The organism is Saccharopolyspora shandongensis (assembly GCF_900106995.1).
GTDB lineage: Bacteria > Actinomycetota > Actinomycetes > Mycobacteriales > Pseudonocardiaceae > Saccharopolyspora > Saccharopolyspora shandongensis.
Genome location: NZ_FNOK01000060.1, coordinates 35228 through 60863 on the forward strand (window position 1 = coordinate 35228; position 25636 = coordinate 60863).

General features: G+C 67.1%; 23 protein-coding genes. 13 read left to right on the forward strand and 10 right to left on the reverse strand.

What is annotated here, in order from left to right; all coding sequences use genetic code 11:
• Nucleotides 1–402 precede the first annotated feature (402 nt).
• The 3 genes from BLW84_RS38475 to catC are packed head-to-tail and all read left to right on the forward strand — an operon-like array spanning nt 403 to nt 2675.
• Entirely contained in the window at nt 403–1503 is a 1101-nt protein-coding gene (locus BLW84_RS38475; protein WP_093276159.1) for a mandelate racemase/muconate lactonizing enzyme family protein, read from the forward strand.
• A 30-nt stretch (nt 1504–1533) separates the two neighbouring features.
• On the forward strand, nt 1534–2391 hold the full coding sequence (catA, locus tag BLW84_RS38480) for a catechol 1,2-dioxygenase (protein WP_093276160.1): 858 nt from the start codon (nt 1534–1536) through the stop codon (nt 2389–2391).
• A gap of 2 nt (nt 2392–2393) precedes the next feature.
• Nucleotides 2394–2675, forward strand: a complete 282-nt coding sequence (catC, locus tag BLW84_RS38485) for a muconolactone Delta-isomerase (protein ID WP_093276162.1) — start codon at nt 2394–2396, stop codon at nt 2673–2675.
• Nucleotides 2676–2774: 99 nt separating this feature from the next.
• Here the strand turns inward: catC and BLW84_RS38490 are convergent, their stop codons facing one another.
• The 3 genes from BLW84_RS38490 to BLW84_RS38500 form a co-directional block, all read right to left on the reverse strand.
• Nucleotides 2775–3851 (reverse strand): glycosyltransferase, encoded by a 1077-nt coding sequence (locus tag BLW84_RS38490; protein WP_177226925.1) that lies wholly within the window; start codon nt 3849–3851, stop codon nt 2775–2777.
• 452 nt (nt 3852–4303) lie between these two features.
• Nucleotides 4304–4483 (reverse strand): hypothetical protein, encoded by a 180-nt coding sequence (locus BLW84_RS48625; protein WP_218157635.1) that lies wholly within the window; start codon nt 4481–4483, stop codon nt 4304–4306.
• An 87-nt stretch (nt 4484–4570) separates the two neighbouring features.
• Nucleotides 4571–5143, reverse strand: coding sequence for a DUF4232 domain-containing protein (locus BLW84_RS38500; protein WP_245761679.1), 573 nt, complete (start codon nt 5141–5143; stop codon nt 4571–4573).
• A gap of 444 nt (nt 5144–5587) precedes the next feature.
• On the opposite strand from BLW84_RS38500, the gene BLW84_RS38505 reads away from it, so the two are divergent.
• On the forward strand, nt 5588–7501 hold the full coding sequence (locus BLW84_RS38505) for an FAD-binding monooxygenase (RefSeq protein WP_093276168.1): 1914 nt from the start codon (nt 5588–5590) through the stop codon (nt 7499–7501).
• 232 nt (nt 7502–7733) lie between these two features.
• Here BLW84_RS38505 and BLW84_RS38510 read toward each other — a convergent pair whose 3' ends face one another.
• Together BLW84_RS38510 and BLW84_RS38515 are read right to left on the reverse strand one after the other, a co-directional pair.
• On the reverse strand, nt 7734–9350 hold the full coding sequence (locus BLW84_RS38510; RefSeq protein ID WP_093276169.1) for an amidohydrolase: 1617 nt from the start codon (nt 9348–9350) through the stop codon (nt 7734–7736).
• Between the two features lie 100 nt (nt 9351–9450).
• Nucleotides 9451–10779: an MFS transporter gene (locus tag BLW84_RS38515; protein WP_093276171.1), complete on the reverse strand. Its 1329-nt coding sequence runs from the start codon at nt 10777–10779 to the stop codon at nt 9451–9453.
• Between the two features lie 134 nt (nt 10780–10913).
• Between BLW84_RS38515 and BLW84_RS38520 the strand changes: the two genes are divergently transcribed.
• Nucleotides 10914–11834: a LysR family transcriptional regulator gene (locus tag BLW84_RS38520; RefSeq protein ID WP_281247487.1), complete on the forward strand. Its 921-nt coding sequence runs from the start codon at nt 10914–10916 to the stop codon at nt 11832–11834.
• 230 nt (nt 11835–12064) lie between these two features.
• Here BLW84_RS38520 and BLW84_RS38525 read toward each other — a convergent pair whose 3' ends face one another.
• Nucleotides 12065–12655 carry a TetR/AcrR family transcriptional regulator gene (locus tag BLW84_RS38525; RefSeq protein ID WP_093276172.1) on the reverse strand — a complete coding sequence of 197 codons (591 nt, stop codon included), beginning with the start codon at nt 12653–12655 and terminating at the stop codon, nt 12065–12067.
• A 124-nt stretch (nt 12656–12779) separates the two neighbouring features.
• On the opposite strand from BLW84_RS38525, the gene BLW84_RS38530 reads away from it, so the two are divergent.
• Nucleotides 12780–13253, forward strand: a complete 474-nt coding sequence (locus tag BLW84_RS38530; RefSeq protein WP_093276174.1) for a nuclear transport factor 2 family protein — start codon at nt 12780–12782, stop codon at nt 13251–13253.
• Between the two features lie 337 nt (nt 13254–13590).
• Here the strand turns inward: BLW84_RS38530 and BLW84_RS38535 are convergent, their stop codons facing one another.
• The 4 genes from BLW84_RS38535 to BLW84_RS38550 are packed head-to-tail and all read right to left on the reverse strand — an operon-like array spanning nt 13591 to nt 17566.
• Nucleotides 13591–14793, reverse strand: a complete 1203-nt coding sequence (locus BLW84_RS38535; protein WP_093276175.1) for an NAD(P)/FAD-dependent oxidoreductase — start codon at nt 14791–14793, stop codon at nt 13591–13593.
• Nucleotides 14794–14799: 6 nt separating this feature from the next.
• On the reverse strand, nt 14800–14994 hold the full coding sequence (locus BLW84_RS38540; RefSeq protein WP_093276177.1) for a ferredoxin: 195 nt from the start codon (nt 14992–14994) through the stop codon (nt 14800–14802).
• On the reverse strand, nt 14991–15347 hold the full coding sequence (locus tag BLW84_RS38545) for a hypothetical protein (protein WP_093276179.1): 357 nt from the start codon (nt 15345–15347) through the stop codon (nt 14991–14993). Before BLW84_RS38545 ends, BLW84_RS38540 begins: the two co-directional genes overlap by 4 nt.
• An 8-nt stretch (nt 15348–15355) precedes the next feature.
• On the reverse strand, nt 15356–17566 hold the full coding sequence (locus tag BLW84_RS38550) for an acetate--CoA ligase family protein (protein ID WP_177226927.1): 2211 nt from the start codon (nt 17564–17566) through the stop codon (nt 15356–15358).
• A 697-nt stretch (nt 17567–18263) separates the two neighbouring features.
• Between BLW84_RS38550 and BLW84_RS38555 the strand changes: the two genes are divergently transcribed.
• The 7 genes from BLW84_RS38555 to BLW84_RS38580 all read left to right on the forward strand — a co-directional run.
• The gene (locus tag BLW84_RS38555) at nt 18264–19511 is read left to right on the forward strand and encodes a cytochrome P450 (RefSeq protein ID WP_093276183.1); all 1248 of its coding nucleotides are present in this window, start codon (nt 18264–18266) and stop codon (nt 19509–19511) included.
• A gap of 384 nt (nt 19512–19895) precedes the next feature.
• Nucleotides 19896–20057: a hypothetical protein gene (locus BLW84_RS48025; protein WP_177226928.1), complete on the forward strand. Its 162-nt coding sequence runs from the start codon at nt 19896–19898 to the stop codon at nt 20055–20057.
• Complete coding sequence (locus tag BLW84_RS38560; protein ID WP_093276185.1) at nt 20050–20862, forward strand: alpha/beta fold hydrolase; 813 nt, start codon at nt 20050–20052, stop codon at nt 20860–20862. Before BLW84_RS48025 ends, BLW84_RS38560 begins: the two co-directional genes overlap by 8 nt.
• A 29-nt stretch (nt 20863–20891) precedes the next feature.
• A complete protein-coding gene (locus BLW84_RS38565) occupies nt 20892–22799 on the forward strand; it encodes a flavin-containing monooxygenase (protein WP_093276187.1) in 1908 nt (635 codons plus the stop codon).
• Nucleotides 22800–22893: 94 nt separating this feature from the next.
• Nucleotides 22894–23715 carry an SDR family NAD(P)-dependent oxidoreductase gene (locus BLW84_RS38570; RefSeq protein ID WP_143061255.1) on the forward strand — a complete coding sequence of 274 codons (822 nt, stop codon included), beginning with the start codon at nt 22894–22896 and terminating at the stop codon, nt 23713–23715.
• Nucleotides 23716–23901: 186 nt separating this feature from the next.
• Entirely contained in the window at nt 23902–24879 is a 978-nt protein-coding gene (locus tag BLW84_RS38575) for a LysR family transcriptional regulator (RefSeq protein WP_093276192.1), read from the forward strand.
• A 146-nt stretch (nt 24880–25025) separates the two neighbouring features.
• A partial coding sequence (locus BLW84_RS38580; RefSeq protein WP_143061256.1) for an alcohol dehydrogenase catalytic domain-containing protein occupies nt 25026–25636 on the forward strand: 611 nt, incomplete at its 3' end.

Sequence of the window (25636 nt, forward strand, 5' to 3'; positions counted from 1 at the left end):
GTGCCCAGGCGTCGAGCAGGCCCCGTACCTGCTGATCGGCGCGGCCACCGCGTGCGCACCGGCCTCGCCGCACGATCGCCCACTCCCGCTCGCGCATCGCGATCACAGCAGGTCAGGGGCCTTCGTACCCTGGCGGAGTGCGGCAAGCGCCCGTCCGGAGCTCCCTTCGACCACCGCCCGAACTGAAGAAATCCCCTACGCCCGCAGGGGCTCTACCAATTCCGCAGCAGCGGACCGGCCCCTAACCTCGGCAATCACCCAGTCAGCGGCGACGCGAGATCGAGGAGGCCGACGCTCGATGCCCAACGGCGCTCCGTTCCACAGTGGATTCTCCTACCGCGCTGCGCGATCACGGCACAGCGGCGTCTTCGAACCGAACACGCCACCGACCGAGGGATTCGCATGAAGATCACCAGGGTTGAGGCGATCCCGTTCGCCATCCCGTACCGCAAGCCGCTGAAGTTCGCCTCCGGAGAAGTGGCCGCCGCGGAGCACGTGCTGATCCGCGTGCACACCGAGGACGGCGTCGTCGGCGCGGCCGAGGCTCCGCCGCGACCGTTCACCTACGGCGAGACGCAGGCCGGGATCGTCGCCGTCGTCGAATCGGTCTTCGCACCGCAGATCACCGGGCTCCGCCTGGCGGAACGCGAAGTCGTCCGGGCGCGCCTCGGCCGCACCGTCGGCAACCCCACCGCAAAAGCCGCCATCGACATGGCGATCTGGGATGCCTTCGGCAAGACCGTCGGGCTTCCCGTCACCGATCTGCTCGGCGGCTACACCGACCGCCTCGGGGTCAGCCACATGCTCGGCTTCGACGAGCCGGCGAAGATGGTGGCCGAGGCCGAGCGGATGGTGGCGACCTACGGCATCCGCACCTTCAAGGTCAAGGTCGGCCGCCGCCCGATCGACCTCGACATCGCCGTGGTGCGCGCCCTGCGCGAGGAGTTCGGCGACACCGTGGAGCTGTACGTCGACGGCAACCGCGGCTGGACCCCGTCGGAGTCCATGCGGGCGATGCGCCGGCTCGCCGACCTCGACCTGCTCTTCGCCGAGGAGCTCTGCCCGGCCGACGACGTGCTCGGCAGGCGCTGGCTGGTCGGCCACCTGGACGTGCCGTTCATCGCCGACGAGTCCGCGGTGACCCCGGCCGACATCACCCGCGAGGTCCTCGGCGGCTCTGCCACCGCGATCAGCATCAAGACGGCCCGCACCGGGTTCACCGGCTCGCAGCGCGCGCACCACCTGGCCGAGGGACTCGGCATCGAGGTCGTCATGGGCAACCAGATCGACGGTCAGCTCGGCACCGCCTGCACGATCGCCTTCGGCGCGGCGCACCAGCGGACCTCGCACCGCGCGGCGGAGCTCTCCAACTTCCTGGACATGACCGACGACCTGCTCACCGATCCCCTTCAGATCCGGGACGGCGAGTTGCGGGTCCGCCCCGGTGCCGGGATCGGAGTCGAGATCGATCCGGACAAGCTCGCCCGCTACCGCCAGGACTAGGCCGGGCCGCAGGACACATGGAGGAACCAGATGAGCACCGCTGACGAAACCGCCACCGCAGCCGCGTCCGGAGCAGCCGCGACCGAACGATTCCACCACGACAAGTCGCCGTACGACGCGGTCAAGGACACCCCGAAGGAACGGGTCGACCTGCTCGCGCGCGCGGTCCTCGACGCGATCCACGAGACCATCCGCAAGCACGAGGTCACCTACGACGAGTACAACGCGTTGAAGGCGTGGCTGATCCAGGTCGGCGCGGACGGCGAATGGCCGCTGTTCCTGGACGTGTGGGTCGAGCACGTGGTCGAGGACGTGGCCACCGCCGATCGCCAGGGCAGCAAGGGCTCGATCGAAGGCCCGTACTACGTCCCGGACGCCCCCGAACGCGGCGCGGACGCCGACCTGCCGATGCGCGACGGGGAGCAGGGCACCCCGCTGCTGTGGGAGGGCGGCATCACCTCGACCGACGGCACCCCGCTGGCCGGGACCGTGGAGTTGTGGCACGCCGACGCCGACGGCTACTACAGCCAGTTCGCCCCGGGCATCCCGGAGTGGAACCTGCGCGGCACCTTCACGACCGGCCCGGACGGGAAGTTCCGGATCCGCACGATCCAACCGGCGCCCTACCAGATCCCCACCGACGGAGCCTGCGGCAGGCTGATCTCCGCCGCCGGCTGGCACGCGTGGCGCCCCGCGCACCTGCACGTGAAGGTCTCCGCGCCCGGTCACGAACAGCTCATCGCGCAGCTGTACTTCCCCGGCGACCCGCACAACGACGACGACATCGCGAGCGCGGTGAAGCCGGAGCTGATCCTGTCGCCGGTCGTCCAGGACGACGGCAGCGCCAGGATCGACTACGGCTTCGCGCTCGACCGGCGGGAGGACTGACCATGCTGTTCCAGGTGCGGATGGACGTGTGCCTGCCCCACGACCTCGACCCGAAGACCCGGTCCGAGATCGTGGCCGAGGAGAAGCAGTACGCCCAGGAGCTGCAGCGCGCCGGGAAGTGGCCGCACATCTGGCGCATCGTCGGCGAGTACGCCAACATCTCGGTCTTCGACGTCGAGTCCAACGACGAACTGCACGCCCTGCTCTCGGGCCTACCGCTGTTCCCCTACATGGACATCCACGTCACGCCACTGGCGACGCACCCGTCCGACATCAACGCCTGACAGCACGGTAAGGGCTGTCCACATAGGACTCGTGAGGTTGGCTTGCCGCGCAAGCCCACCTCACGAGTCCGTTCAGCTGCCGCGAGGTTGGACCGGGGATCAGGCTGGTACCGGCTCGGCGCACGACTCGATCACATCGTCGACGATCTCCGCCAGATCCGGGAGGGCCATCATCTGCCGCCGTACCGCGGACACCGCAGCGCGGTACCGCGTTTCGGTGAGAACCTCGAAAACCGCATCCCGGACCTGCGAAGGGGTCGCGGCGAACCGATCGAGCAGAAGGCCCATGCCGCGCGCGGCCATTTCCCTTCCGTTGAGCGACTGGTCGGCGAACCACGGAAGCATCACCATCGGCGTTTCGGCCTCGATCGCTTCTCGTGATCCACCGAACCCGCAATGCGTGACGAACACGTCGGCGCGCCGGAGCACGAGCGTTTGAGGCGCGTATTCCACCACGCGGACATGGCGAGGCTGTGGGAGGTATTGGGAAACATTGCCGCGTCCGACCGCGACGACAACAGCGCCGTCGAAATCCGCCAGGGCTTCGAGAACGCTCTGGTTCGCCCGGCGGAAACCGGCCGCCATGCCGGGCGCGCAGTTTCCGGAACTCCCGAGCATCACGTAGACCAAGGGGGTGTCGCGCGGCAGCTCGCGCACCCAGCGCGGGAGCTCTTCGCGGGCCTGCCTGGGGTTCTCGTGCCGGTAGGACCGGACCGCCGGAATGGGCAGATCCGCGAGGAGGAGTTCGCGCGGCGCGGGGGTGAGCACCCCGTGGTCCAGGCTGCTCGGTGTCCGGGGTTCGGGGCCGAGGCCGAGTGCCGAGCGGTGTTCGGTCAGCCTCGGACGGATGTGATCAGCGTGATGATCCCAGACGTTTCGCAGCAGGCCGTTGTCGGCGGCGAGGTTCCGGATTCCCAGCGCCAGAGCCAGAAGCGGTCCCGCCCACTCCGCGCAGTCGTTGATGACGACGTCGGGGGCCCAGTGCATCGCGTGTTCCAGCAGGTCCTCGAACATCGGCAGCACGCACCGCCCGGCCAGGACCTCGCCGTAAAGCATCCGGCAGAAGGCTTCGTTGCCATCCCGGACCAAGGCCGACGTCAGCCGCCGCTCGACGTCCGGATCCGCGGTCCAGTCGAGCCCGGCCGGAAGGTGCGGGATGCCGTACGACCTGGTCACGAGGCGCTCCATCGACGCCGCTGTCGCCAGCCGCACGTCGTGCCCGCGCCTCAGCAGCGCTCGCGCCAACGGTTCGTGCGGCCGGATGTGGGCCGGTAGGGCCAGTGACGTGAACAGAATTCTCAGCGGTCTCCCCGTGACCGCCCGCGATCCGGAGCCGGCCGTTCCCGGCAGCGGAACGACAGGCGGAAGATGCGCGACGGACGCCGGACTCCCGTCTGCCGAGTTCATGCGTTATCAGCGCAGAACACGCACTGTCCTTCCGTGTGTGGCTCGTCGCCAGGACCTGGCCGCGATCGAGCGAGGTACCTGCGAACGTTCCTACCGGCTTCGGAGGACTGGCGCGTACCAGCGAACTGCGGTGCTGCCTGAACGTTTCGGGAGCTTGCCTCTTCGGCCATCGCCGATGGCTCGGGAGAACTGTGCCGTCGAGCGGATGCGCTCAACCTGATTCACCGGGGACAAGAAAGGATCAGTGCTTTCATCGCGCGCCGTTCGGGGCGAATGGGCTGCTGATACTGATCGGCAACGAGCCATTCATCGAATGTCCGCACGATGACTGGAACAACGGGGGCATCAACGACTTCTACGAGGCCATCGCCGAGCACGTCATCGACTAGCGTGCCGCGCATTGTCCGGACCCAGCCGAGCGTTTCGCCACGCGATTCGTCACCACCGACTCGCCGCGGCGCTGCGACGGCACCCTCACGTGGCGACGCTCACAGCTCGTCCGGAGTGGACACCAGCGAGCTGACTCGCAGGTTCTCCACGGCGAACCGCACCTCGTCGTCACCGACGATGTAGACCGGCTGGAGCTCGGACATGTCCGGCAGCGAGGCCTGGAACCCACTGAGAACATGAGCATCCGGATCACTGCTGTCGGCCAGGATCATGCCGATGCCGAAGTACGCGCTCTCACCCGGCTCAAGAGTGAACTCCTCGGGCGCTTCGGGAAGCCGCACGTCCTCGACCGGCAGCTCCTCGATCGGCGAGTCACTCATGTCCACGCCCTTGAGATTGGGCACGCCACCGTTGATCGTGCAGGTCTTGTCCGACCGGTTCCCGTACGTCACGATGAAACTACCGGGCTCGCCCTCCACAGGCGCTGCGGAGGCGAGGAAATCGGCTTCCGAGCAGTTCGACGTGCCGATGTCCCCACCACCCCCACCGGAAGCCAAACCAGCGTTGGCCACGCCACGCTCGGGCGCCTGCGAAGGCTGCAGCGCGACAGCGGCTCCACAGCCGGTGATCAGCAGCGCCCCACCCAGAATACCGGTGATGGCCGTCGTCATACGGTGACGCTTGAGCATAGCACTCCCCTTTTCCCCAGGCGCATCAACGGTTTCTCACCGCTGTGTCATCAGGAAAGACGCACCACACCAACCGAGGTTGCGTCCACCACCCGGCTTCGGCCGCATTCGATCAACCTTGCCCGAAAGGGCAACGAACCCCCGATTGAATGGACACATCCTGGGAAGCGGACGCCGCCGCGGTCCAGCCGCTTGAATAGGCGAACACCCGCGGCACAGCGGCGCTCTTCTCAGCCGCAGCCGTCCTTCGCGAACGGCGCACACACGCCGATTCGTGGAGCCCACGGCCGTTCCTCATAGCAGAACAGACTTTCCGCCAGGGCGTCACTACCGCACGATGGAAGGTGCTACCGGCAGTCCGCGGCAAGGCTCAGCAGCCCGCGCCCAGACGACCCGGGGAGCCCGATGCCCAGAGGAGCAAGACCAGTGCAGTTCTATCTCGACGGCTACCAGCCCGGAGACCCGTTCGTCGCCGACCCCCACCCGTCCCTGGCCGACCGTCCGAGCGGCCTGCCGGACACGGCCGACGTTCTGATCATCGGCTGCGGCCCGGCCGGGCTGGTCCTGGCGGCCCAGCTCGCCGAGTTCCCCGAGATCCACACCGTGATCGTCGACCGGCGGGACGGACCGCTCGAGGTCGGCCAAGCCGACGGCGTGGCGTGCCGCACGGTGGAGATGTTCGAGGCGTTCGGCCTGGCCGACCAGCTCATCCACGAGGGCTACCAGGTCAACGAGGTGACCTTCTGGCGACCGGACCCCCAGGACGGCACCTCGATCGTCCGAACCGGACGCATCGACGACGTCGAGGACGGCATCTCCGAGATGCCGCACATGATCGTCAACCAGGCGCGGATGCTGGCCTATCTGCGCGACCACATGCGCCGCTCCGCCTCCCGCGCCGAACCCGTCTACGGGCTGCACGCCACCGACGTGCGGATCGACACCGACGCCGAGTACCCGGTCACGGTCACGCTTGAGCACGTCAAGGACTTCCAGCCGACCGGAGAGAGCTCGACCATCCGCGCCCGGTACGTCGTCGGTTGCGACGGCTCGCGCAGCGGCACCCGGGAAGCCATCGGCCGCCGCCTCCAGGGCGACACGGCCAACCAATCGTGGGGCGTGCTGGACGTCCTCGCCGTCACCGACTTCCCCGACATCCGGCTCAAGTCCGCCATCCACTCCGAACAGGGCAGCATCCTGGTCATCCCGCGCGAAGGCGGCTACCTGGTCCGGCTCTACATCGAGCTCGACAACGACCGTGACGCCGAGATGCTCCGCGAACGCAGCGCGACCCCGGAGAAGCTCACCGCGGTCGCCAACCGGATCCTGCACCCCTACACCCTCGACGTGAAGCACGTCGGGTGGTGGGCGGTCTACGAGATCGGCCAGCGCCTCTGCGATCGCTTCGACGACGTCCCCGACGCCGAGACCGAGACCCGCCGGCCTCGCGTCTTCATCGCCGGCGACGCCTGCCACACCCACAGCGCGAAGGCCGGGCAGGGCATGAACGTCTCGATGGCCGACGCCTGGAACCTCGGGTGGAAGCTCGGCACCGTGCTCCGCGGGACCTCGCGGCCCGAGGTGCTGAGCACCTACTCGGCGGAACGGCAGAAGGTCGCCCAGCAGCTCATCGACTTCGACCGCGAATTCGCCGCGGCGTTCAGCGCCCGACCCGACAGCGAGGAGGGCGCCGACCCGGCGCGGTTCCAGCACTACTTCCGCGAGCAGGGCCGGTTCACCGCCGGGGTGGCGGTCCGCTACGAGCCCTCCATCCTCACCGCGGCACCGACCCACCAGCACCTGGCGGAGGGCTTCCCGATCGGGATGCGGTTCCACTCCGCGCCGGTCATCCGGCTGGCCGACGCCAAGCCGATGCACCTCGGCCACGCGGCCCGGGCCGACGGCGCCTGGCGCCTCTACGCGTTCGCCGACCGGGCCCATCCGGGCGGCCCCGATTCCCGGCTGCGGGAACTGGCCGGGTTCCTGGCCTCGGAAGGCTCACCGATCGCCCGGTTCACCCCGCCCGGCGCCGACCCCGACTCGGTGATCGACGTCCGGGCCGTCCTCCAGCAGGGACATCGCGACGTCACCGTCGATGACCTGCCGCGGGTCCTCCTCCCCCGCAAGGGATCGTTCGAGCTCATCGACTACGAGAAGGTCTTCTGCCCCGATCCGGCTACCGACATCTTCGATCTGCGCGGCCTGGACCGGGAACGAGGAGCTCTCGTGGTCGTCCGACCGGACCAGTACGTCGCGAACGTCCTCCCCCTCGACGCCCACCACGAGCTCGTCGACTTCCTCGCCGGCGCACTGGTCGAGGCCGGGACGCCCACCACCTAGGCCGACAGCGACGACGGGCAGGCGAGCAGATCGCCGGAGCCAGTGTTGCAATCCGGCTCCGGCCCCGGGGTCGGAGCCGGAGCCGGAGCCGCCCCGCCAGCGCACGGCTCGCGGCAGCCGGCTACCTGAAACTGCTCGATGCGGCTCCCGGCCGCATCAAGCGCCGCGCTGTCTCTCCCGACCCACAAGTCACGTCTGTCCCTCGGAGAGCCCACAAATCCTCATCGGATCATCATTCGCGCGCGTAGACCTCCGTACCACCGACGTAGGTGGCCCGGACTGCGATCTTCGAGATCTGGTCGTGGGGCACCTCGAGCGGGTCATCTTCGAGCACCACGAAATCGGCGAGCTGACCGACGACCAGTGAGCCCTTCAGCCCTTCCTCACCGGTGCTGGCCGCTGATCCAGTTGTGTAGACCGACAACGCCTCGGCCGGCGAGACCCGCTGCCCCGCTCCGACAACCGATCCGTCCCAGCCGGTCCGCGTGACCATGCTCTGCAGCGCCAGGAGGGGTTCCACCGGACCACACGGATAGTCGGACGAACCAGCGACGGTGATGCCGGCGTCCAGGAAGGAGCGGTGGGCGAACATCCGCTCCACCCGGGACTCGCCGTACCAATCGATCAAGCGCCCGCCATGCTGGTGAACGTAGTTGCCGAACGGCACAGCGATCGCAGACAGGGCCCGGATCCGGCCGAGGATATCGTCGTCCACCATGCTGCAGTGCTCGATGCGGTGCCGCAGACCAGGTTTGGGCACTTCCCGGTGGGCGCATTCGAGTTCGTCGAGCACGAGCCGGATCGCCCTGTCTCCGTTGGCGTGGACGCAGACCCGGTTGCCGTCGCCGTGCACCGCCCGGACGATGTCGGCGAGTTCCTCCCGCGTGAGCACCTGGATGCCGTGGCCGCCAGTGCCGTGGTGCGGCTCGTCGACCAGGCACGTCCGGCCGCCGACCGCGCCATCGGCGAAGGTCTTGACACCGACGAAACGAAGCCCGGCGTCCCCGAAGCCCGAACGAAGGCCGAGCCGGCGCAAGGTGTCGTAGTGCTCCGCGGCCAGGAGGAACCCGACCCTCATCGTCAGCAGCCCCTGCTCCCGCGCCGCGGCGAAGAGGCGGATGTCGTCTGGCCCCACGAGTGCGTCGCACACCGATGTCACGCCGGCCGCGTGCCAGCGGCGCACCACGCGTCCAAGCGCCTCGACACGGTCGTCGAACCGAGACTGCGGTACGACTGGACCTCCCGCCGAATTGACGTGACCGTAGGCGAATTCGTTCAACGCGCGTTCGTAGAGGACGCCATCGAGCCGCCCGGCCGCGTCCCGGCCGTACTCGCCACCGCTCGGAGGTAGCGACTCATCGGTGATGCCGCCCGCGGCCAGCGCTGCCGAGTTGACCACACCCCAGTGACAGGCGACGTGCAACACGATCGCCGGGACATCGCCCGTGACCGCGTCCAGGTCCCAACGGGTAAGCCGGCGCCCCTCGGCCATCCGCGCATCGTCGTAGCCGAAGGCGCGGACCCAGCCGTCCACCGGTTCGCTCCTCGCAGCGGCTCCGACCTTCGCGGTCAGCTCCGCGAGGGAGGACACCTCCGCGGGGGACACGTCGACCTGGAGCTCGTTGTCGGCGGCCATCGACAGGTGCACGTGCGCGTCGTTGAAGCCAGGGGTGACAACTGCGTCGCCCAGGTCCACGAGCCGCGCGAGAGGCAGCGACCGCCGAAGGTCGTCCGCATCGCCCACCGCAACGATTCTGTCCCCGAGCACCGCGACCGCGTCAGCGGATGGGGAGGACGGCGTGATGACCCGACGCGCGCGGAAGATGCGCGGCTCGGCTGACGAATGCATGCGATTCCTTCCAGGTTTTCGATGTTGAGAAAGCTGGGGCCGCGCCTCACGTCCACTGGCGCGCGTACTGGTTCACCCGGGGTGAATGCCGCACCGAGTCTCACGCGGGCGCATCGCTGGCGCGAAGGTCCGAGTTGTCCGGCAGATCCGCAACGCCTTGGGACTTCGCGATCCTGCGGCCCAGCGCGGCCACGCACACCAAGGTCAAGACGATCAGCCCGACGTGGTAGGCGACGACCAGGCCGATCCCGCCGCTGGAGAGCAGGGATTGTGCGATCAGCGGGACCGAGCCGCCGATCACCGTTGCGGAAAGCTGGTAGGCCAACGAGATTCCGGTGTATCGGACCCTGGCGGGGAAGGCCTGCGTGAGGAATCCGGCGAGGACGGCGAAGTAGGCCGGCGCGACGATGTTGATGAGGACGATGCCGAGGACGATCTTGCTCCCGTCACCCGTGCTGACGAGCAGGTAGAAGACCGGGGTGAGGAGGGCGCTCGCCACCAGAGCCACGATCATGAACCGCGTGGCGCCGACGCGGTGCGCGATCAGCGCTGCCACCGGTTGCGCAACGAACTGGATGATGGTGCCCACCAGCAGGGCCGACAGGATCGTCGCCCGGGGCACGCCGAGCTCGGTCGTGGTCCAAGCGATCGTGAACGCGTTCAGGAAGTACGCTGCGCCGATCCCGATAGCCGATGCCCCGATTCCCAACAGGACTGCACCCGGGGCCGTCCGCAGCACTTCTGCCGCCGGCGCCTTGACGATCTCGCCGCGTTGCTTGGTCGCCAAGAACTCCGGCGACTCGGCCACTGTCAGCCTGATCACCAGGCCCACTACCAGCAGGACCGCAGACACGAGGAACGGAACACGCCACCCCCAGGCCGCGAAGTCCTCAGCCGACAGCCGGCTCACGCCCAGGAAGACCAGGGTCGCCATCAGGCCACCCGCCGGCGAGCCCTGCTGGGCGAAGGCACCGAAGAGGATTCGACGGCTCGGTGGCGCGTGCTCAGCCGCGATCAGCACAGCTCCTCCCCATTCACCGCCCAGCGCCAGGCCCTGCACCAATCGGAGCAGGATGAGGAGGGCCGGGGCAGCCATCCCGATCGAGGCATAGCTGGGCACCAGACCGATGGCGGTACTGGAGACGCCCATGAGGACCAGCGTGGTGACGAGCGTCTTCTTGCGGCCGATCCGATCGCCGAGATGTCCGAAGACCACACCTCCCAGCGGCCGGGCCAGGAAACCCGTCCAGAAGGTCGCGAAAGACGCGAGCAGACCGGCTACCGGTGACGCCGTGGGAAAGAAGACCTCCCCGAACACGAGCGCCGCAGCGGTTCCGAAGATGAAGAAGTCGTACCACTCGATCGCGGTGCCGATGAACGATCCGAGGCCCGCCCGGCGGGCTGCGCGGAGATCAGAAGAACTTGACATGCCGTCTCCTCGACGACGGGAGCGTTGAGGCCCTGATGTGCCCTCACTCGGTGACCGGAACGGGATCTGATTCTGAGCGCATGTGGCATATGCCGTCTAATGCCCGTTACCATCGCTGCCCATACCTCGGAGGCATGGTGGAGATCAGAGTTCTGCGTTACTTCCTGGCAGTGGTCGACCAAGGCTCGATCACGGCGGCCGCGCGCGATGTCCGAATCGCACAGCCCTCGCTCTCCCGCCAACTGCGCAACCTCGAGCGCAGCCTGGGAGTGGAACTCTTCTCGCGCACGCCGGGGCCGCGAAAGCTCACCTTCGCCGGGGAGCGCTTCCTGCCCCTCGCCCGTGACCTGGTGGCCCGGGCCGACCGCACGCTGGGCGCGGTCAGGACCATGACCCAAGGGCATGGCATGCCGTTGATCGTCGCCGCACCCCCGACCACGATCGCCGACTTCCTGGCGCCCTACCTCGCCGACCGAGGCGCCGCCTCTTCAATTCGCGACATCCTCGAACGCGACGCGCGCAGCGTGTACGACGTCGTTGCGCGCGGAGATGCCGACCTCGGCATCGCGCCCATCCCGCCACCCGGATCGATGGAATCCCGCGTCGTGGGTCACGCCCCCGTGCTCGCGCTGGTGCCACCGACCCACCGGCTGGCGCGAATCGGCGAAGTCGAGCTGACCGATCTCGTCCACGAGCAATTGATCCTGATGCATCCCGTCAATGCGGGTCGGCTGGCGCTCGACGCGGCTGCCGCACGCGAGGGTCTGGTCTACAACGAGCCGCGAGTCGTCTCGACAACCGTCGTGGCCCGCGCCTTGGCAGCCTCGGGCCACGGGATCGCCGTGCTCACCGACAAAGCGATCTTCGGACTCACCCCGGTCGCCATCCGGGCAGGCGAGAGCCTGCTCTCCGTGACCCTGTACGCCGGCTGGGACAGGACCCACTGGGCCGGCGCACAGGTGGCCGCACTCGTCGACTCGGTCTCCCGGTTCCACCGAGAAGTGCTTGCGCGCACCCACCTCTTCGAGAACGCACCGGGCGACCGCTCGGAGTAACAGCCCGAGGTTGCCGCTACCGCGAGGCCTTCCCTCGGCGTGCCGTCGCCTCGCTGACGATTCCGTTCCACCCGACGAGACGCTGGTAGTGCGTGCTCCGTCATGAGCCGGTGATACTTCGCAGCCTGGGCGGGGTCGATGCGGCTGGCTCGCTCAGCGGATGAATCGACCCGGTCTGTCATTTGATCGTGGCAACAAGGGTGCGGCGCCAGCTTCCTCCGGCCGCGGATCTACCGGGTGCGGATCGAGCCGGCCGTGGCGTTCTGTACAGGTGCGCGCATCAGGAGGCGCGCGGCGTCTCGAGCTTGGTGCGCTGGTTCGGGGGTGCCGGAGATCGCCGCGGTGGTGATCGCTCCTTCGGCGAGCAGCGCGAGGTGCTCTGCTAGCTCGACGGGCCGGCCAGCTGCCGTCACCAGTCCGGCGAGGTAGTCGCGGAAGGCCTTCTTGTGGTGTCGGGCCTGCTCGGCGACGTCGGCCGAGACCGCGCCCAGCTCGCCGAAGGAGTTGATGAAGGCACACCCGCGGTAGTCCGGTTCGGAGAACCACTTGTACAGCCAGTCGAACACCGAGAGGATCCGCTCGTCGGGAGATGCCCCCTCGTCGACGTGGTCGGCGAGGGCTCGGCGCCACCGCGAATCGCGCTGCTTCAGGAACTCCAGCACGAGCGCCTCCTTGGACGGGAACAGCTGGTAGAGACGCTTGAGCGACACCCCGGAGGCATTGCGCACCGCATCCATCCCGACCGCCTGGATGCCCCGTGCGTAGAACAGCCCCTCGGCCGCCTCCAGCACCTGCTCCCTTGCCATGTCCTGATCCAGCATCTATGCCCCCTTGCGTGGAGAACCACCGTTCTCTACGCTATCAGACATAGCGAGAACGGTCGTTCTCCCTGCTGTCCCCAGGCTCGCCGGACATGCGGTGAGTCCAGAGTTCGAAGGAATCGACATGACCGACACGACCCGCCCTCCGGTGCCGCCGTTCACCCGGGAGACCGCCATCGAAAAGGTTCGGCTGGCCGAGGACGCCTGGAACACCCGCGACCCCCAGAAGGTGTCGCTGGGCTACACCGCGGACTCCCGCTGGCGCAACCGCTCGGAGTACGCCACCGGCCGAGACGAGATCGTCGCCTTGCTGACCCGCAAGTGGAACACCGAGCTCGACTACCGGCTGATCAAGGAGCTGTGGGCGTACGACGGCAACCGCATCGCCGTGCGCTTCGCCTACGAACACCGCGACGACGCCGGCAACTGGTACCGCTCCTACGGCAATGAGAACTGGGAGTACGACGAGCACGGCTTGATGCACACCCGCCACGCCTCCATCAACACCCTCCCGATCGCCGAATCCGAGCGCAAGTACTTCTGGCCGCTGGGCCGCCGCCCCGACGACCACCCCGGCCTCAGCGACTTCGGCTTCTGAGGACGCCTTCCCGGCAACCACCTGTCGACCAGAATCATCGCCCCCGGTGTCCAGCGCTTGATCGGGTCATTGATCACGAGCTGGCCGGCGCAGCTCCAAACCGGCCACATCGCCCGCGGTGGAGGGCCGGGCGCGACGCCGCGCCCGGCCCTCCACCGCGGGCGATCAGGCGCGGGCGAAGTCGGGCACCAGGTCCTCGTACTTGATCTGGCCTTCCTTGGCAGATCCGGATGTTGCTTGGCGTAGTCCTCGCGGACAACGATCGCATCCACTTGCTGCTTGCTGAGGACGTCCGGCACATCGCCGGCACCGAATCCCTTCGGGGCGGTGCACCGTCTCACCCGGTTGCTCGGCTGGATCGTCTCGTCTCAGCGAGTTCGCGGCGCATCTTGAGGTGCTCACGCGGCATCCCGACGGCCTCTCCGCCGATGAACTCGTCGCCGTCGTACCGCCACACCGCGAATCGGCCGGTGCTCACATCGCCGATGAGCTCTGAGCGGTCTGCGGACCGCCCAGGCATGCCGGTGATCTGCACCTTGACACCGGCTTGATCTGTCCAGAACCACGGCACCGGGTCGTACCCGGGGCGAGTGCCGAGAAGGGCTTTCGCCAGGTACTGCGCGGAATCCGTGGCATGTTGCACGCTGGTGAGGCGGCACGAGCGCGAACCGGCCGGGAACCTGATGCAATCGCCGACCGCACTGATCCGCGGGTCCGATGTGGTCAGGTGCTCGTCGACGATGATCCCGTCCGCTGTGTCGAGGCCCGCGCGCTCGGCGAGGTCCACTCGCGGCTGCGACCCGATGCCGACGGCCACGACGTCCGCGTCGACGCGGGCACCGGAGCTGGTCGTGGCCCACCGCACGTCACCGTTCGCGTCGAACCCGAACGACGTGATCGTCTCGCCGAATCGGAACTTGACCCCCGACTCGGCGTGCCGACCGGCGAGGAAGTCGGCGACGAGCGGAGGAAGCATGTGGCCGAGCACGCGAGTCGCCTGCTCGACCACGGTCACCTCGCAACCGAGTTCACTCGCGACGGTGGCGACCTCCAGCCCGATGAATCCGCCGCCGATCAGGAGCATCGACCGCGCACCGCCGAGCCGTTCATGCAACCGGCAGGAGTCACTCCAGCCGTGGACGGTGAACACGTTCCCGGCCGACGACAACTCATCGAGCGTTCTGGGACGCGAACCGGTTGCGAGCACCAGATGGTCGTAGGGAACCTCCACTCCGGACTCGAGAACGACGAGCCCGTGGTCGCGATCGATTCCTCGCGTCGGGTCTCCGCACAGCAACCGCACGCCGATGCTGTCGTAGTGCTCTGCCTGGTGAAACACGATGTGTGCGGGATGAGGATCCTTGAGAAAGGCCTTCGACAGCGGCGGACGTTGGTAGGGCAGATGATCCTCGCCGCCGATCAGCGTCACGTCGCCATCATGACCAGAACGGCGAAGTGCACTGACCACGTGCACACCCGCTTGTCCCGCACCCACCACAACCAGCCGTCCGACCGGCCGGGAAACCGACTCGCCCGACATCGCAGCTCAGTCCTCCGCGAGCTCGATCGCCGCTGTCGGGCAGGCGGCGATCGCCTCCTCGATCTCCGGTTTCGCCGTCGCGGCCGGGTTCTCCTGCAACAGCAGGATAATTCCGTCGTCATCCTGATCGAAGACCGCTGGTGCCGCCAGGACGCACTGCCCCGAACCACAGCACCTGTCGGGGTAGACCTTTACCTTCATTCGTTGCTCCTCAGAGGAAATCCTTCTTCAACGGCGGGTTTCTCAGCTGCCGTCGGGTGGTCCAGATATGCCTTCACGGGCGTCTCCGCTTCCAAGGCGATGATGAGGAACCCCCTCGTATCCGCCGGATCGATCACGTCTTCCACTCCGTAGACCCACGACGTCGCGAACAGACCGGTCTCGCGGAAGCTCCCCTCATCGAAGAGGCGAGCAACCCGATAGCGCGCGTTCAGCTCGCCCTTTTCGGCGCGCGCGGCGAGCTTGCGCTCCCCACCCGTGGCGAGTGCCTGCGCGCTGTGGGCGAGGTGCTCTTCGCGATGATCGCGTGTCAGCTGGATCGGATCCTTTCGCATCGGCCGCTTCAGCCGCCGAGATCGGCCATCTGTCCCGGGTTCGGTCGAGCGGCGTGAGATGCCCGTTTGCGGAACTCGAGGACGACCTGGGCCGCGCGCGCCGCGTCCTCGACCGAGCCGTACACGGGCAGACCGGCACTCCTCGCCAGCTGGACGTAGCTGCGGATGAGCTCATCGACGTCCGACTTGCCATCGCCCTTGAGCACCAGGTAGTGCAGTGACGCCAGGCCCGTCTCGGCGCGCACTCGTCCGATGCTGCCGATGATCGCTGCGGTCACGTCGCCGTGCGTCTGGCTGAGGTTGCGATGGATGATCCCGACATTCAGATGGGTGATCACCACCGCCGGCGTCATCGCGTCGAGGACGATCGAAAGAATGTCACCGGCGACGGCGCCACCGTTCACACCAAGAGTGGGCGCCGGGGTGTCGATCGGGTTGAACAGTCCATTTCCGGGCGGTAGGCCCAGTCCCTCGATCTTCGCGACCGTGTCCGGCGACAGCACCGGTACGCGAAGTCCGTGGTGGGCAAGGGAATCCGCGGCCAGGACACTGGCTCCCCCACCGTTGCCGAACAGCACTCCGTCGCTGTTGGTGTACGGCTGCGTCAGGTCGGCTGTGTCGAAGGCGAGCAGGACGTTGACGAACTCATCGAGCGAATCGGTCAGGACCATGCCGGCCTGCCGAGCGACGGCGGGCCACAGCCGGTGATTCCCGGCCAACGCGCCGGTGTGGCTGGACGCAGCCCGAGAGCCCTCGGACGTCCGGCCGCCGGCAAGCAACACGATCGGCTTGACGCAGCTGTGTTCGGCCAGCAGGTCGAGCACACTGCGGGCGTGCCCGAGCGACTCCAGGTAGAGTCCGATCACACTGACTTCCTGCGCTCCCAGCAGGAAGTCGACGATCTCCGCAGGTCCCAGGTCGGCGGCGTTGCCGATGCTGGTCAGGCTGTGGAAGGCGAGCCCCCGCGCGGCGCCAAGGCGCAGGATGTCGACGCTCAGGCCACCGCTTTGCGATACCACTGCGACCCCACCGGGCTCGAGCGGCGCTTCCGGCACGAAGCTGAACCCCCCGCTGGAACTATGCGTGCCGAGGCAGTTCGGCCCGATGAGCCGCGTCTTCTGCGCCCGCATCGCCTCGACGAGCTGCCGTTCCATTTCGGCGCCATCGGGGACCTCGCCGAACCCGCTGCTGATCACCTGGGCAAAGCGCAACTGTCCCGCCGGCGCCTGGAGGGCTTCAGCGACCGCACCAGAAGGTAGCGCGACGAAGGCGTAGTCGACCACGTCCCGGACATCGGCCATGGTGCGGGCCGCCGGAATGCCCTCGATCGCCTCCGCAGTCGGGTGGATCGGCACGATCCGCCCGGTGTAACCGCCTGCGCGAAGCCCCCGGATGTACCGATTCGCACCGTTCGTGCCCTTGGCGCTCGCGCCGAGGACGGCGATCGTCTGCGGTTGGTACAGGGCGGAGAGATCATCGTTCGGCGCGACGGCGGACCGGTGCTCGGCACTCACCGAGCCGAGGACGAACCGCGCATCGACTGCGACAGCGCCGGCGGGGTTGACGATGACGGGATTCAGGTCGAGCTCGACCACTTCTGGCGGCAGAGCGGCCAGCAGCCCGTCGGGCCCTGCGAGTCTTTCCACGAGCGTCACGAGCGCGTCGAGATCGGCAGGCTCGGCACCGCGCGCACCCTGCAGGATCGGCAGGCCCCGCAGTTCGTCGAGCATCGCCGTGATCTGATCGGTCCGAAGGGGCGCCACCCCGAACGCCACATCGGCCAGGACTTCGACGAAGACGCCGCCCAAGCCGAGCATCACCACCCAGCCGACACCAGGCGTTCGCACCGCGCCTACGACGACTTCGTGGCCGGGATCAGCTTTCTCCTCGACCAGGAAGCGGTCGACCTGGTGCCCCTGCTCGGCGAGAGCAGCCGACATCAGCTGAGCAGCTTCGGCCACTTCGGCAGCACTCAGACCGACACGCACGCCGCCCGCGTCCGACTTGTGCACCAGGGTCGGTGACACGGCCTTCAGCACCAGCGGGCCGCTGATATCCGAGGCCGCCTTGACCGCGTCGCGATCCGCCGTTCCCGCCGGGACCGGGATTCCGAAGTGCTGGAGCACCTGCTTGCCCTCGGGCTCAGGTAGAACTCGATGTCCGGCCGCAACGCTCTGCCCGATGATCGAACGCCACGAACTCGGCGATTGATGATCCACGCGGTTGGTCTCCGTTTCTTCCCATGCACCGATGCCCGCCCACGCGACAGCGATCGACGGGGTCTTGGCGGCGATTGACGGGGTCCTGGCGAGGAGTCTGCACAACGACGCGCCACGCGGGTAGAAGGAAAACCCTGCACCTGTGATGCCGGATGGCTACCGGCCGGCCACCGGCGGACGCGCCTGGCCACCCAGGCCGACTTCAGCCTTCATTCGTGATAGACGGGAAGAATCACCGCTGTAGGCATTGTGACCTACCAGACATCCCACTGGGTGCGGAGAATCGTCGCAACTCGTCGTCCCAGGTCACAAGGCAGGAGTCGGACCGAGTAGGCAACGGGCGCCAGGAGCTCTCGCCGGTGCCGCACGAGAACCGACGGCCGAATGACGTCCATTTCGACTGAGGTTTTTCCAACCTCGTTCTGCGTAGCGGTGCGGGTGGCGGAACCTCAGCGCCCGCCTGGCTGTGGGTGCCCTGACTTATGTATGCCAATACACGGCGTCAGGGCCGTCCTCGCCGGAGGAACCCCAGAGGGGTGGGCTCCGTGAACCCGCGGCGGTGCCAGTTGCGAGGGTGGGCCCGAAAGCGCCTGACGGCGCTTGGCGACGGCACGCACTCAGGCGCAGGTCAGACGCCGCAGCTGCGGTACCCGACCAGGATGAAAAACCCTCACTAGGAGAGACGGTGGAAAGCCAGATGCACGAAGACAATTCAGCTGAGGCGGATGCCGCTGAGGCCTGTCCGCACCTTCGCCAACTGAGCTTCACGCCGCCGGCTGATCGACCGCTGGACGATCCGGAGTACTTCGGCGAGCTGCGCCGTTGCCCGGTCGGTGAGATCGGTCTCGGGCCCGACATGAAGGCCTGGATGTTCACGAAGTTCGACGATGTGAAGGCCGTCCTGGGCGACACCCGGTTCAGCGCGAACCCGACGACCCCGGGTTTCCCCGTCCGCGGCCTGCCCGGAGGGGGTCATCCGATCTCGGTGAACGGCATGCTGCGCGTGGATGCCCCGTTGCACACGAAGTTGCGGCGGGTCGTCACCAGGTACTTCACCCCGAAGGCCGTCGAGGGATACCGCCGGCGGGTCACCGAGATCATCGACGAACACCTCGAACGTCTCCCCGACCTGCCGCAGCCGCTCGACCTGGTCTCCGAATTCGCGCTGTCCATCCCCACGACCGTCATCACCGATCTGCTCGGCATCCCGATCGAGACCGCGCCGCGGTTCCACGAACTGACCGATCACATGACGAACCTGGTGCTTCCCCTCGACGAGATGCACGAGGTTGTCGAGGAGTTCGCCGAGCTGAGCCTCCAAATCGCCGACCAGAAGGCGAAGAACCCCGGCGACGACATGTTGACCAAGATCCTCGAGGAGCAAGAAGCGGTCGGCGGGCTGACCCGCATCCAGCTCGCCTCGCTCGTGACGAGCCTGATCGTCGGCGGGCACGACACGACCGCCAACATGATCGGGCTATCGGTGCTGACCCTGCTCAAGCGACCCGACCAGCTCGCGCTGCTGCGAAACGGCGAACGGGACTGGGACGTCGCCGTCGAAGAACTCCTGCGCGTCCTGTCCGTCGCCCGCATGGGTCCACGTCGCGCCGCTATGGAAGACATCGACGTCAACGGCCACGTCGTCCGCGCGGGCGAAGGCGTCATCGCCTCGATCTGGTCGGCCAACCACGACGAGTCGTATTTCGAGCGCACGCGCTGGGCCGATTTCGCGATCCCGGAAACCAAACCCCAGCACATGGCGTTCAGCTTCGGCTCGCACCAATGCCTCGGCCAGAGCCTCGCCCGCCTCGAACTGGCCATCGCAGTGCCGAAGATCTTCGAACGCTACCCCGAGATGGAACTCGTCGACCCCGCTCTCGCGAACCTCTCCTACCGCGAGGACCGCGCCTTCTTCGGTCTCAAGGAGCTTCTCGTCACGCTCTAGCGTGCACGGATCCGAAGCGCCAGTGACGATGACGACTCGGCCGGCGAAATCGAACATGACCTGCTCCCTCGAATCGTGGTGCGCACAGGCCCGCCGGGTGAGCCGCCCAGGGCAATGGGCCGCTGTCTGTCAGGGTGATAGCCGCATGCGCGACTACGACGTCTTGACACCGCGATCGCGGCTCAAGCAGACTTCCGGAACCTTGTTGTCGAGAATGCGATCGCGATTCACTCTGGTTCAATCGGCGAAGAAGAAAGGTCCCGGTTATCCGCCTGATCCACGGGGCTTCGCACCGAAGAATCCGAGGGCCGCAATGGAGCGGTTCGCGCCAGTTGCGAAGTTCCGCCGTCGATTGATGGGATTCACCAATTCAGGAGGTTGCCGGTGGGAACACCAGCAGTCGAGGAAAACCGGTCCACCCAGGATCTGGGAATCGAGTTCGACCACGTCGACCACAGCTTCATCCACGACAATCGTGCCGTGCTCGTGCTGAAGGATTTCAGCCTGAACATCGAGCCGGCGGAATTCGCGAGCGACGATGACTGAGCACTTCACCGCCGCCGACGGCGCTCGGCTGGCCTACCGCATCGTCGGCGACGGTGCCGAGAACATCGTGCTCGTGCACTCGCTCGCCCTCGACGGATCGTGGTTCGAGCCCTTGGCCGAGCAGCTGGGTGCGGAGTTCCGGTGCGTGATCCCCGATGTCCGCGGGCACGGCTGCAGCGAAGGACAGCCTGATCAGATCAGCCTTGCGCGATTCGCCGACGACATCACGCAGCTACTTGATCACCTAGCGGTACATCGAGCCAGCGTCCTGGGAATCTCGCTGGGCGGGATGGTCGCCCAAGCGTTCGCCGCCCGTCATCCGCAGCGCGTGGACAAGGTCGTCCTCATCGCCACGGCGGGCTCGTTCAACGACGCAGCGCGAGAAGGCAACGCTGCGCGCGCACAGGCCGCCTTGGCACCGAACGGCATCGCCGCCATGGCGGACGCGACCCTCGGCCGTTGGTTCGGCGATCAGCCGCAGCACGATGAATCGATCTCCGCGCTCGCGGCGCGGGCGCGCGAGCAGTACCTCGGTTCCGACCCCCAGGTGCACGCCGCGACCCTGACTTCGATGACCGCCGTCGGCGACTTCCAGGTTCCACCGGACCTGCCGACGCTGGTCATCGGCGGCCAGGAGGACGTGAGCACGCCTCGCACGGTGGTCGAGCAACTCGCTGCCGGCATTCCGCAGGCGCGGCTGGCTTTCGTGCCCGGCGGACACCTCACGGCATTCACCCACCCAACCCCGGTCGCCGCCATGCTCACCGAGTTCTTGGCGCAACGCGATCCAGAAGTGGCGAATTGACCCGCGTCGCAGCACCCGAAGGATCAGGCATGGAACAGTCCTCCGCCAGCGAACCGACTATCGATGACCTCCGGCGATGCATTCATGCTGCCGAAACGCCGGCCCTCCTCATGCTGGTCGCGCACCTCACCGATGACGCGGAGGTCCTGCGGCCGGACTGGCGTCCGAAACCCGAGCTGCTGCCCGCGGGCGGCCTCACCCCTGACGTCGAGTCGCAGATTCGCGCTCTGTGCCTCGAGAAGCTCGAGCCGCTGCTACCGACGATGGGCACCTGGCCGCAGCGCCCCAGTCCCGCCGTGCTGACGGCCATCAGCGACTGGGCGTTGGGCAGCACCGACGAGAAGAACGTGCCGCTGCTGCACGCGGCATTCGTGCCCCCCGGCGTCGATGAGCGCGCCCCTCGGTGGACCAAGGACGACATCGCTGCCGACCGGTCGATGCGGGTAGCGATCATCGGCGCCGGTCTTTCGGGCCTGATGGCCGGTCTGCGCATGAAGCAGGCGGGCATCGACTTCACCATCATCGAGAAGGGCGACGACCTCGGCGGCACCTGGTACGAGAACACGTACCCGGACTGCCGGATCGACGTCCACAGCTACATCTACACGTACTCGTTCTACCCGTACGACTGGCCGTCCTACTTCTGCCGCCAGGACGTGATCTTCGACTACTTGCGGTCGTTCGCCGAGGAGCACGGTCTGGTCGACCACATCGTCCTCAACACCGAAGTCACCGCCGCGAACTGGGACGACGAATCGCAGCTCTGGACCGTGGAGACGATCGACGATCACGGCGGCGAACGCGCCGACGAGTACGACATCGTCGTATCGGCGGTCGGTCAGCTCAACCGGCCGCTCATCCCGGCGATCGAAGGCCTCGATACCTTCGCCGGCCCGGCTTTCCACACCGCGCAATGGGACCATTCCGTCGACTTCGCGGGAAAGCGGGTCGCTCTCATCGGCACCGGCGCCAGCGGAGTGCAAGTCGGCCCGGCTCTGGCGCGCCAGGCCGACGAACTGGTCATCTTCCAGCGCACCGCACCATTCCTGCAGCCCACTCCCGAGCTGCGCCGCGATCTTCCAGAGGAAGAACGATGGCTGCTGCGCAACATCCCGCTGTACCGGTCGTACTACCGCTTCTCCATCTTCCTGCCCCGAGCGATCGGCAGGCTTGCCGCCGCGACGATCGACCCGGACTATCCGCCGACCGAGCGCGCCGTATCGGCGGTCAACGAGCAGTTGCGCGTCCTGCTGACCGACTACCTGCTCGGCCAGGTGGAGGACCGGCCGGATCTGGCGGAGAAGATCATCCCCGATTATCCGCCTGGCGCCAAGCGGATCATCCGCGACGACGGGACCTGGATCGAGACCCTCAAGCGCGACAACGTCCAGCTCGTCGCGGATGGCGTCGAGCGGGTGGACGAAACCGGGGTCTGGACCGCTGACGGCGAGCACATCCCGGTCGACGTGATCGTATTCGCCACCGGTTTCAAGGCGTCCGACTTCCTCATGCCTATGAAGGTGACCGGCAGGGGCGGCAAGGACCTGCACGAGACCTGGGGTATCGACGCATGCGCCTACTTCGGCATTGCGGTTCCTGATTTTCCCAACATGTTCTGCCTCTACGGCCCGAACACCGGCCTGCTGCTGCACGGCAACGTCGTCTTCTTCCTCGAGTGCCAGACCGTGTACCTGCTCAGCGCGATCAAGACGCTGCTGGAAACCGGACACCGCGCGATGTCGCTGCGCCACGACGTCTTCGAGGAGTACCAGGAGGAAGTCACCGAGGAGAGCGGCAAGCGCGTCTGGGGATGGTCGAAGACCCACAGCTGGTACCAGAACGCCGAAGGCCGTTCCACGATCATGTGGCCGCTGACCGCCCACCGGTACGTCGAGGGAACTCGAGCGGCCGAACCCGAGCACTACGAGCTGACCTGACGGGCAATCCGCCGATGCGCCACAGCCGGCCGGTTTCGCGGGTCGAACGGCGTCCCCGCAGCACCGCAGCCCTCTTCGCAGAAGGAGATCGACATTGATCACGGGACCGATGTTCAGTGACCCGCACTCCCCGATGGGCGCAACCGAGATCGATCACGACCGGCTGTTCCGGCTCGATGGAAACGCGTACGTCGTTCTCGGCGCGGGCGCCGGCATCGGCGAACACGTCTCACGCACGCTGGCTTCCCGGGGCGCCCGGCTCCTGTGCGTCGACATCGCCGAGGACCTGGTGAACCGACTCGCCGACGAGCTCGGGGCCGAGCGCATCGTCGCGGACGTGTCGACCGAAGAGGGGGCTCGGGCGGTCGCCGACCACGCCAGGTCGGCATTCCCCACGCTCAGCGGCTTCGTCGATGTCATCGGCCAGATGACGCGCAAACCGCTCCCCGAGTTCACGCTCGAAGACTGGGAGAAGGACTTCCGGGTGAACCTCACCCATGCCTTCCTCGCGGGGCAGCACCTGGCGCCGCTCGTCGCGGACGGCGGTGGCGGTTCGATCGTCTTCGTCTCGAGTCTCAGCGGTTCTCGTGCCGGAAAGTACGCTGCCGGCTACGGTCCGGCCAAGGCCGCTCTCGAGCTGTGGGTCAAGCAGCTCGCGGAAGAGCACGGTGCCGCCGGCGTGCGGGTGAACGCGGTCGCACCAGGGTTGTTCTTGTCCCCCAGAGTCGTGGCGGCGGACACCGACGGGATCATGGCCAAGCAGTACGGGGCGAATACGATGCTCGGCCGTCTCGGACAGCCGTACGAGGTCGCTGCGACCGTGGCGTTCCTGTTGACGCCGGCGGGCGGGTACATCACCGGGAGCACGATCGCGATCGACGGCGGCACCGGTGCTGCCGACCCGATGGGTCTGTGACTTCGGACTGCGGTCGCTGCCGGGTTTCGTCCAGAAGACGTTCGCCGGGCGCCGGCAGCGACGAATCCACTTTCATATCAACATAATTACTTTACTACCACGCGTTCGAATGCGTGGTACCATCCCCGTCCGACAGTGCTGTCGGACGGCGTCCAGACCACGCCGCGCGGACGAGCGGGGTGATCGGTGCGGTTCGAGCAACTTCGATACCTGGAAGCGGCACTGCGCACGGGTTCGTTCCGGCAGGCAGCGAGAGAACTCGGTGTCTCGCAGCCGACGATCACCAGCCAGGTACAGCGTCTCGAAGAGGATCTCGGACTCGTTCTCGTGCGCCGGGGAGCCCAAGGTGTACGTCCAACGGACGCGGCTGAGCGAATCCTGCCGCACGCGATGGCGGCGATTCGGATCGAAGATCTACTACGCCAGGAAGCCAGCGTCATCGACGGTTTGCGCGCCGGCACTGTTCGGCTCGCAACGGTGTCGACCGGCAGCATGCTCGTGCTACCCGATGTTGTCCGGCGGATGCACACCGAACACCCGAACATTCGCTTCGAGGTCACCGAAGGCGGGACCTACGACGTCCGCGAAGGGCTCACCAGCGGGCAATACGACATGGGCCTGCTGATTCGGCTCGACGAGCCGGATGAAATCGACGAGGACGATCAGCTGCACTACACCGATCTGGTCTCAGGGCGCCTCGTCCTCTGCGTTCCGGACGCCCACCCGCTGGCCAGCGCCGAGACGTTCGACGTCAACGACCTCAGCGGCGAGCCCCTCATCACCTACAAGAAGGGCAGCATTCTCCGGGCGGCATTCGACAGAATGCTCAAGGGCGTCGATGCTCGCTTCATCTACCTCACGGACGGCGCGGAAACGGTCCAGCGCATGGTGCGCGCGGGCGTTGGCATCTCGATCGCGAACACGTTGGCAACCTCGACCGTCAGCGGCAACGGTGTCACGCTGATCCCGATCCGCGAGCCGTGGGCCAAGACGACACTTTCAGTCGCAGTTCGATCTGGAGAGCTGCGCGGACCGATCGTCCAGTTGATTCTGCGTGAAATCCGGGAGATCGTGCACGAAAAGACCGGTGATCCGTTCACCGGGCAGAAAAACGTGCGATCCGAACTCGCGGATCCGGGAGCGGCGCTGCAATTCTCGAAGTAGCCGGGATCGACCATGCGGCGGATCGCTGAGCACGCGACACCGACGCGAGCCACCGGTCACGACACCGACCCGTATCGCATCGAGCTGGAATGGTGATAGCCAACGGTGTCTAGCACGGAGACTCGACCATCCATACAGTCGGCGCCATGAAGGCGGCGCACATCTCCAAGCTCAATGGCCCCGACGCAGTTGAGATCGTTGACGTCGAGGCGCCAGAACCCAATGCCGGCCAGGTGCTCATCGAGGTGCATGCCGCCGGTGTCTCGTTCCCCGAGGTGCTGCAGACACGCGGCCGGTACCAGGTGAAGCCGGACCTCCCGTTCATTCCCGGCGCCGAGGTCGGTGGTGTCGTCATCCAAGCACCCCCGAACACCGGCCTCAAACCCGGTGACCGGGTAGCCGCCCTGTCATTCCTCGGCGGATTCGCGGAATACACGGTCGCGGATCCCGAAACCACCTTCAAGATCCCGGACAACATGTCCTTCGAGCAAGCCGCGGCCGTACCGTTCAACTACCTCACCGCACACTTCGCCCTGCAGCCACGCGGCCGACTGACCGAAGGCGAATCCGTGCTCGTCCACGGCGCCGCCGGCGGAATCGGAACGGCCTCCATCCAGACGGCCAAGGCATTCGGAGCCGGCCAGGTCATCGCGGTCACCTCGACCGACGAAAAAGGCCGCACCGCAATCGATGCCGGCGCCGACGAATACGTACTGGCAGACGGATTCAAAGACCCGGTCAAAGAACACACCAAGGG